General features: G+C 58.4%; 9 protein-coding genes. 4 read left to right on the top strand and 5 right to left on the bottom strand.

Annotation, left to right across the window (positions count from 1 at the left end; genetic code table 11):
* The 5 genes from QD357_RS29410 to QD357_RS29390 form a co-directional block, all read right to left on the bottom strand.
* A partial coding sequence (locus tag QD357_RS29410) for an alcohol dehydrogenase catalytic domain-containing protein (RefSeq protein ID WP_414125652.1) occupies positions 1 to 190 on the bottom strand: 190 nt, incomplete at its 3' end.
* Between the two features lie 459 nt (positions 191 to 649).
* Entirely contained in the window at positions 650 to 1,234 is a 585-nt protein-coding gene (locus QD357_RS29405; protein ID WP_183938663.1) for a YceI family protein, read from the bottom strand.
* 19 nt (positions 1,235 to 1,253) lie between these two features.
* The gene (locus QD357_RS29400) at positions 1,254 to 2,108 is read right to left on the bottom strand and encodes a hypothetical protein (RefSeq protein ID WP_414125651.1); all 855 of its coding nucleotides are present in this window, start codon (positions 2,106 to 2,108) and stop codon (positions 1,254 to 1,256) included.
* 401 nt (positions 2,109 to 2,509) lie between these two features.
* Entirely contained in the window at positions 2,510 to 3,127 is a 618-nt protein-coding gene (locus tag QD357_RS29395; protein WP_183938665.1) for a TetR/AcrR family transcriptional regulator, read from the bottom strand.
* 56 nt (positions 3,128 to 3,183) lie between these two features.
* Entirely contained in the window at positions 3,184 to 3,534 is a 351-nt protein-coding gene (locus QD357_RS29390; RefSeq protein WP_183938666.1) for a DoxX family protein, read from the bottom strand.
* A 140-nt stretch (positions 3,535 to 3,674) separates the two neighbouring features.
* Between QD357_RS29390 and QD357_RS29385 the strand changes: the two genes are divergently transcribed.
* Genes QD357_RS29385 through gfa form a run of 4 tightly spaced genes read left to right on the top strand, consistent with a single transcriptional unit; the run spans position 3,675 to position 6,589 of the window.
* Positions 3,675 to 4,781, top strand: coding sequence for an alcohol dehydrogenase catalytic domain-containing protein (locus QD357_RS29385; protein WP_414125650.1), 1,107 nt, complete (start codon positions 3,675 to 3,677; stop codon positions 4,779 to 4,781).
* An 11-nt stretch (positions 4,782 to 4,792) separates the two neighbouring features.
* On the top strand, positions 4,793 to 5,068 hold the full coding sequence (locus QD357_RS29380) for a DUF3861 domain-containing protein (RefSeq protein ID WP_414125649.1): 276 nt from the start codon (positions 4,793 to 4,795) through the stop codon (positions 5,066 to 5,068).
* Positions 5,069 to 5,119: 51 nt separating this feature from the next.
* The gene (gene fghA / locus QD357_RS29375; RefSeq protein WP_414125648.1) at positions 5,120 to 5,956 is read left to right on the top strand and encodes an S-formylglutathione hydrolase; all 837 of its coding nucleotides are present in this window, start codon (positions 5,120 to 5,122) and stop codon (positions 5,954 to 5,956) included.
* 60 nt (positions 5,957 to 6,016) lie between these two features.
* Positions 6,017 to 6,589, top strand: coding sequence for an S-(hydroxymethyl)glutathione synthase (gene gfa / locus QD357_RS29370; RefSeq protein WP_414125647.1), 573 nt, complete (start codon positions 6,017 to 6,019; stop codon positions 6,587 to 6,589).
* Positions 6,590 to 6,669 lie beyond the last annotated feature (80 nt).

Raw genomic sequence — 6,669 nt, 5'->3', positions numbered from 1 at the left:
CTTCATGGCCGAGGATCGCCGGAAACAGGCCTTCCGGATCGGCGCCTGAGAGCGTGAAATCGTCGGTATGGCAGATGCCGGTTGCCTTGACCTCGACCAGCACTTCGCCGGCCCTTGGGCCTTCGAGCTGAACGGTCATGACTTCCAGCGGTTTACCGGCGGCAACGGCGACGGCGGCGCGTACGTCCATTAGATTTCCTTTCGATGGTTGCCAGAATTGCCGCGGTGCGGCCTTGATTGCGAGTGTCAGGTCGCGGAAGAATAAGGAATGCGTCGGCTGAAGGTTCGCGGTCCGCAAATGGGCGAGCTTGGCCGCGCGGGTGTACCGCAAACGAGCGAGATTGCAGGCGAAAGCATTGACAGATCCTCCCGATGCGCGCTTACGGTTTTATCTCCGTCCTCCAGCCGCACGGATCTTCGTTAACATACTGATTAGAATTTGCATACTAAAAAGTATCCGAAATAGTTGGAAATTTCACCCGGCCGCCACCCCCGCGCCGGGCGACTATGGAAGCTGCGAAGCGACCGGTGAAGCGGCTATTTGTTCTGGGCAAAGCGTTTTCTGATGCGCCTATACAGAAAAGGTACCGTCTGCGACAGCGACGGTACCTTTCTCACGAAATGACCCTGCGGTCGGGATTGCGTTTAATCAGCCTTGGTGCTCGCGGCCTTCCACCTGGATCACGAGATCGACATCGTCACCGATCATCCCAAGTGCTGCCTTCATGCCGAAATCGCTCCGCTTGACCTTAGTTGTCGCGCTGAAGCCGACAACGTGGCTCTTGTCCCACGGGTTCTGACCTTCCTTATTGAACTTGACATCCAGCGCAGTGGATTTCGTGACGCCCGCAATCGTTAGGTCGCCAGTAATTTGGCCCGTGGTGTCGGAGGTCTTCTTGAACTCCTTGCCGACGAAGGTGATTTCCGGAAATTCCGTCGCATTGAACCAATCAGCACCCTGGATGTCGCCGTCGCGTTGCTTGTTGTTCGTCGAGATCGAACCGACCTTGACCTTGACATCAAGGCTGCTTCCCTCGGGCTTCGTGGCGTCGAAGTCGAAAGCGCCTGAGAATTCCTGCGCGACCCCAATCACTTTCGAGAAGCCCAGGTGATCGATGTAAAACGCGATTCCCGAATGCACGGGGTCGATGTCGAACTTGGTGGCCCAAGCGGGCGACACTGCCCCGGCGAGCGACGTCATCGAAAGCAACAAAGCTGCAAGTCTATATTTCATTTTCATTCTCCTCCTCAGGTTAAGCTGGAAAACTCGATCCATAGTCCAGGAACGCGACAGCGACCGCCAACGCGGCCGGAAGCACAGCCAGGGCGACATGGACGAAAAGGCGCGGAAACTGCCGGGATACGCCGAGCATCCGGCAGATACCCTCCGAGAACACTGGCAGCACGACGCAGAGGCCGAGGATCGCAATGGCGACGGGATCGGCTTTGCGCGTGATCAACACCACGGTGAAAGCGACGGAAATCAGTCCACCCAACGCGCCGATCGATGAGGCGCCGCCAAAGCGGAAAACGGGGTTGACGATGGGTACCAGGAGAATTCCCAGGCAACCGGCTGCGAACATCAGACAGAGCTGAAACGAGGAGGACGATGCGCCGAGAAGGGCTATCGGCGCGAAGCCGAGCGCAAGCACGGCAACGACGCCGCCCCGCTTTACGTCATCCTCCGCGCGAACCGACGTCCCGCGCAAGATGAGCCACATTATGGCCACGCCGGCCGTCGCAGCAGTCACCACTTCCCACGTCGCCACTCCCAAGCGGGGCAGGCCAATATAGAATGCAGCCGCCACCGGCTGAAAAAGGGACACAACTCGAACCGCGCGTTGGGCGGCGATCTCGACCGCAAACCCCACTGCCGTCCCGATAACAATCACGTAGAACAGCTTGTTGACCGCCCCGACAGGCGGAAAAGCCGGCACTTTGTTGTAGACAAGCCAATAGGCTGCCAGCAATGCGGCAGGCATTAGGAGGTCAGTAAGGCGCACCAGGCGGCGCCAGCGCATCAGGCCCGACGCGAAAATGCCGACGAGCACCATGACGAGCAGAGACGCGGCCAGCGCCTCCTGCGGAGAGTTGCCAAATCCAAGCATGCGACGTTTTCCGAATTGCGACAGGTATTCTGCGGTGCCCGGTCCGCTAGCGCGTGACATGCGGCACCAAAGCAGCCGGCGCTTTAGCGTCCGGGTTGCTTGCTCCGACAGATCGCTGTCATCCTACTTTTGCTCATAGTCCCCCCCAATAACCGCATGCTCCTCAACAGCGGTCGCCACTTCCAGTTTGGATACCAAATAGTTTTCACATACTATCTGGTTTCTGGATGAAAGCTAGTCTCTGAATTTTTGGATGTCAAGCGCGCTATGGACGCAAAAACGGGCTCTCGCCCCGCTGCGTGCCGGCTGTCCTGATCGATAGATTGTTGAGACGTTAAGAGCGCGCGGCGACTAACGGTACAGCCGTGCGTCTGTCATGCCGTATGGCATGATGGTCCCCGTCAGGCCTTTACCGGGACGCCAGACTTGGTTGCTCGCGACGACCGATACATGTCTCGTAAAACGACCCGGACCATGTCTCCAGGGGCTCCCTCCTTGAGGAAGCTCGAAATACCGCCATAGGTGAGCTCGAGAACGATACCGCCGATATAGAACGGGTTTGCAGGGGACTGCATGACGAGATCCAACTTGTCGATGAGGATCTTGCCGACGCCCTCCCACTGATCCCGGAAAAGCTTGATGTGACGATCTCCCAGTGTGTGATCATGCTGTGCCATGCGCAGCAGCTCGATCGCCAGCATTCCCCACCGTCGGTCATCTCCGCGGTTGTTCGCCCATGTCGCGAGAACGTCAATGAGCTCCATGGGATCATCGCAGTTCCCGAGAAGTTCCGTCAGTTGAACCACGTCGCCGCCGGCATTGCCGGCAAGGAGTTGGAGGAAGATGTCTTCCTTATTGGCAAAGTTCGAGTAGAACGCCCCCTTCGAATAGCCGGCCTCCTCGGCGATCCGCTCAATCGAAGCCCCGGCGTAGCCGTATCGTGCCATGACTTCATAAGCGGACGCTAGAAGCTTCTCTTTCGTTCGAGCCTGACTTTGCTCACGTGTCAGCCGTGCCATTCGCAATTCCTGTTCTCGCGTATCCAGACACCGAGGCGTACCCCAAAATGCAGCGGTCATACAAGAGCTGTTAGCAGACAAATGAGCGCCCAAAAGATTGGATATTCCGGGCCCATCTTCTGCCAGCGCCAATTCAGGCCGTTGATCTTCACGACCGCGTATCCGGCCCCAAGCAATACCAAAGCACCGCACACGGCTGCAACCCTGGGGTACACGGAAAAAATCATTCCGACAGCCGCGCACGTCTCGGCAACCATGGTAAGCACCACGAACAGCGTCCCGGGTTTGAAGCCCGCCGCTTCGAATGTTTCGCCGGCCTTCTCACGGTGCAGGCCCTTGCCAACGAGGTGGGGAATGAACCAGACGCCGCAGAGAATGCGGAGCCAGTCAACCAAAACGAAATCCATTTCTCCTCCTTGACGCCGGGCCTTTGCCGGGTCCGCGAGGATAGTTGCATTCCTCGCTTGCCTTTTAAGATACTAAACGGTATTCACAATCCAAATGGTATGTCAATACGAGGCAATCTTTGAGTTTGGGAGGAATACCGATGGAAATGATGCGTGCCGCGCGGCTCCACGCCGTGGGTCAGCCGATGAGCATTGACGAGGTTGAGCGTCCGAAGGCAACCGGGAGCGACGTGATCGTCCGTGTAAAAGCCTGCGGAATGGTTCCGAACCTCGCGAATGTTCTGGCTAACTGGGAGACTTGGTATCCGCAGATGCCGCTGCCGCCTCGGCCTGCGATTCATGGTCTCGATCCGAGTGGCGTGGTTCACGAGGTCGGTCCCCAAGTTGTCAGTATCAAACCGGGCGACCGGGTCTATGTGAACCCCGGGCGTTTCTGCGGCGCATGCCATCATTGTTCTTCGGGCAAACCGCAGGCCTGCGAATATTGGACGCTCGGCGGATACTTTGGATACAACCAGAAAAGCATGGAAATGTTCGCCCGCTATCCTTATGGCGGTTTCGGCGAATTCATGGTCGCCCCACAGGCGCAGGTCATCAAAATCCCCGACAACATGACGTTCGTCCAAGGTTCCCGCATGGGCTATCTCGGTACGTCCTACGCCGCCCTCAAGAAATGCGGTCCGTTGATGGGCAAGACCCTGATCATCAACGGCGCCACCGGAACGCTGGGCCTGGGTGCGACGCTGTTCGCGTTGGCGATGGGTGTTGCGAAGATTTATGCCGTGGCCAGGGGCGAGGCGCTTCTTGAGCGGCTGAAAGCGATCGCGCCGGATCGCATCGTCACTTTCTCGAACGTGAAGGGATCCTCAGGAGCCTTCGTCAAGGAGCAGACGAACGGCAGCGGTGCGGACTTGATGCTCGATACGCTCGGCGCCAAGGCGCCGCTCGACTCCATGCTGGACGCCATGGGCGGCGTCAAACGGGGCGGCCGCATCGTCAACATTGGCGGCACATCGGGGGCTTTGCCCGTCGACGTGAAATGGTGGATGGACGAGCAGATGGAATTGATCGGCTCGGTATGGTTCACGGCCGCGGAAGGCATGGAGATCGCGGCGATGGTCGAAGCAGGGATCATCGACATGTCGGTCATGTCGCCGATGGTGTGGCCGCTGGAGAAGATCAATGACGCCATTTCCGGTGTCGGGAAGGACGAAGGCGGCTTCACCTACTACGCTGTCGAACTGTAGCGGAGTTCCACTTGGCCTATACCTACCGGATCACCGTCGAGCGGCTTGAGGGGGATGTCCCCTCGGCCGCCGACAAGGCCCTTGTCTTCGAAGCGACCAATCATGACGATCTCTTCAAGGTCCTGTCGATGATGCGCGAGAAACAGATGCTGCCCTGCGACGAGACGGCCGAATTCACGATCGGACTGAAACTGTTCACGGAAGTCCTCTTGAGGAACCGCTCGGAGACGCCTTTCAAGGAACTGTTTCCCCATATCGGCAGCTTCATGAACTCACTGAAACGCTGAATCTCATCCGCGGCGACTGCGGCGCGGTGGCGGTCGATAAAGGATTACGACATGAAGACCATTTCGCTTGAGCGGTCCTATGGAGGGACGCAAGGTGTCTACGCGCACCGTTCGAGCACCTGCGACTGCGACATGACCTTCGCCGTATATTTGCCTCCGCAGGCGGAGGTGCGTCCGTGCCCGGTCGTTTGGTATCTATCGGGGCTGACCTGCACGCACGCCAACGTCATGGAAAAAGGCGAGTACAGGCGAGCGGCAGCCGCTCTCGGATTGATCGTCGTCTGTCCTGACACCAGTCCAAGGGGTGAAGGGGTGCCGGATGATCGGGACAATTGGCAGTTTGGCAGCGGCGCGGGGTTTTACCTTGACGCGACCTGCCCCCCATTCGACGCAAACTACCGCATGTACTCCTATATCTCCGAGGAGATTCCACGTCTTGTTGCGTCGGAATTCCCGGCGGATATGTCTCGGCAGGGCGTCTTTGGACACTCGATGGGCGGGCACGGCGCGATCACCCTCGCGCAGAAACACCCCGACCGCTTTCGGAGCTGCTCCGCGTTTGCACCAATCGCGCGGCCCATGCTGGCGGGTTGGTCCCGTCCCGCGTTCGAACGATACCTCGGCAGCAATGAAGAGACCTGGAGACAATACGACAGTTGTGCGCTCATCGAAGATGGCTTCCGGTTTCCGGAACTTCTCGTTGACCAGGGCACTGCCGACACGTTCCTGGAGGACGGTCTGCATCCATCGGAACTCCAGAAAGCATGCGACCAGGCAGGCATTCGCTTGAGCCTGCGCATGCAGGAAGGCTACGGCCATTCCTACTATTTCATTTCGACTTTCATGGAAGACCATTTGAGGTGGCATGCGGAGCGACCCAATCGCTAATCGGTCACCCACCGTTCTGAAGGTCGGGCGAGGTGTCCGGCCAAATAGGAGGAAGAAACTATGGCAAATGTCGGCATACACCCCCATGTCGATGGGGGATTGCGGAAGGGCGGCGCCGCGTTCGCCGGAGGCACTCTCATTTGCGAGTGCACCACGAACCCGGTTAAGGTGAAGATCAAGAGCGATATTGCCCATAATCATGCCTGCGGCTGCACCAAATGCTGGAAGCCGGTAGGCGCAAATTTCTCCATCGTTGCGGTGGCACCGACGGAGGCCGTCGAGGTTGTCGAGAACGGCGATAAGCTCGCGGTCGTCGATGAAAATGCCCTGATCCAGCGACATGCCTGCAAGGAGTGCGGCGTTCATATGTACGGGCCGGTCGAGCGGGATCATCCGTTCAAGGGCCTGTCCTTCATCCACCCTGAGCGTTTCGAAGAAGAAGGATGGGCGGAACCCGGCTTTGCCGCCTTCGTATCCTCAATCATCGAGGCAGGGTATGACCCCTCGAAGATGGACGCAATCCGCGAGCGCCTCGCCGAGCTCGACCTTGCACCCTACGACTGCCTCTCCCCGGGCCTGATGGACTACATCGCCACATGGACGGCAAAGAAAAGCGGCGTCTTGGCAGCTTAAACCCCGAGGAGCCGGACGGCCGTCCGGCTCCGACGTTGGTTCGTTTCACAGATTGGTTTTCTCGTTCATTCTGTGAGCTG

The sequence above is a fragment of the Rhizobium sp. BR 317 genome (assembly GCF_047445835.1).
Taxonomy (GTDB): Bacteria; Pseudomonadota; Alphaproteobacteria; order Rhizobiales; family Rhizobiaceae; genus Rhizobium; species Rhizobium paranaense.
The sequence above is the reverse complement of the archived record's forward strand: the minus strand, read 5'-3'. Positions and strand labels throughout refer to the sequence as shown.

What these genes read in the sequence shown, in the direction of transcription:
- QD357_RS29405 (WP_183938663.1), bottom strand. Translation starts at nt 1,234, where the DNA reads ATGAAATATAGACTTGCAGCTTTGTTGCTTTCGATGACGTCGCTCGCC.
- QD357_RS29400 (WP_414125651.1), bottom strand. Translation starts at nt 2,108, where the DNA reads ATGCTTGGATTTGGCAACTCTCCGCAGGAGGCGCTGGCCGCGTCTCTG.
- QD357_RS29395 (WP_183938665.1), bottom strand. Translation starts at nt 3,127, where the DNA reads ATGGCACGGCTGACACGTGAGCAAAGTCAGGCTCGAACGAAAGAGAAG.
- QD357_RS29390 (WP_183938666.1), bottom strand. Translation starts at nt 3,534, where the DNA reads ATGGATTTCGTTTTGGTTGACTGGCTCCGCATTCTCTGCGGCGTCTGG.
- QD357_RS29385 (WP_414125650.1), top strand. Translation starts at nt 3,675, where the DNA reads ATGGAAATGATGCGTGCCGCGCGGCTCCACGCCGTGGGTCAGCCGATG.
- fghA (WP_414125648.1), top strand. Translation starts at nt 5,120, where the DNA reads ATGAAGACCATTTCGCTTGAGCGGTCCTATGGAGGGACGCAAGGTGTC.
- gfa (WP_414125647.1), top strand. Translation starts at nt 6,017, where the DNA reads ATGGCAAATGTCGGCATACACCCCCATGTCGATGGGGGATTGCGGAAG.